The 238-nt window shown below is 47.1% G+C and carries 1 protein-coding gene; it reads left to right on the forward strand.

Annotation, left to right across the window (positions count from 1 at the left end):
* Nucleotides 1-238: hypothetical protein (locus IBT47_RS27190; protein ID WP_234472142.1), on the forward strand; the 238-nt coding region annotated here is incomplete at both ends.

Below are 238 nucleotides of genomic sequence, written 5' to 3' on the forward strand. Positions count from 1 at the left end.
TCACTTCTTCACTTCTTCACTTCTTCACTTCTTCACTTCTTCACTTCTTCAAAATATCGGCTGTGGATCATGGCTTAGATCGCCAAATCGGCGTTGAAGGTTGGAAATCGCGCCAGATTTTAAAACAGCCATTCGAAAGCCTGAAAGGTGAACGTGGTGGGGAAGATAAGCCGGGTATCTGCGGCATGGATAATGAGATGGACGCTCCATCTTTGCGGCATCAGATGTGCCAAAGTGC

This window comes from Erwinia sp. S43 (genome assembly GCF_016624745.1).
Classification (GTDB): Bacteria; Pseudomonadota; Gammaproteobacteria; order Enterobacterales; family Enterobacteriaceae; genus Erwinia; species Erwinia coffeiphila.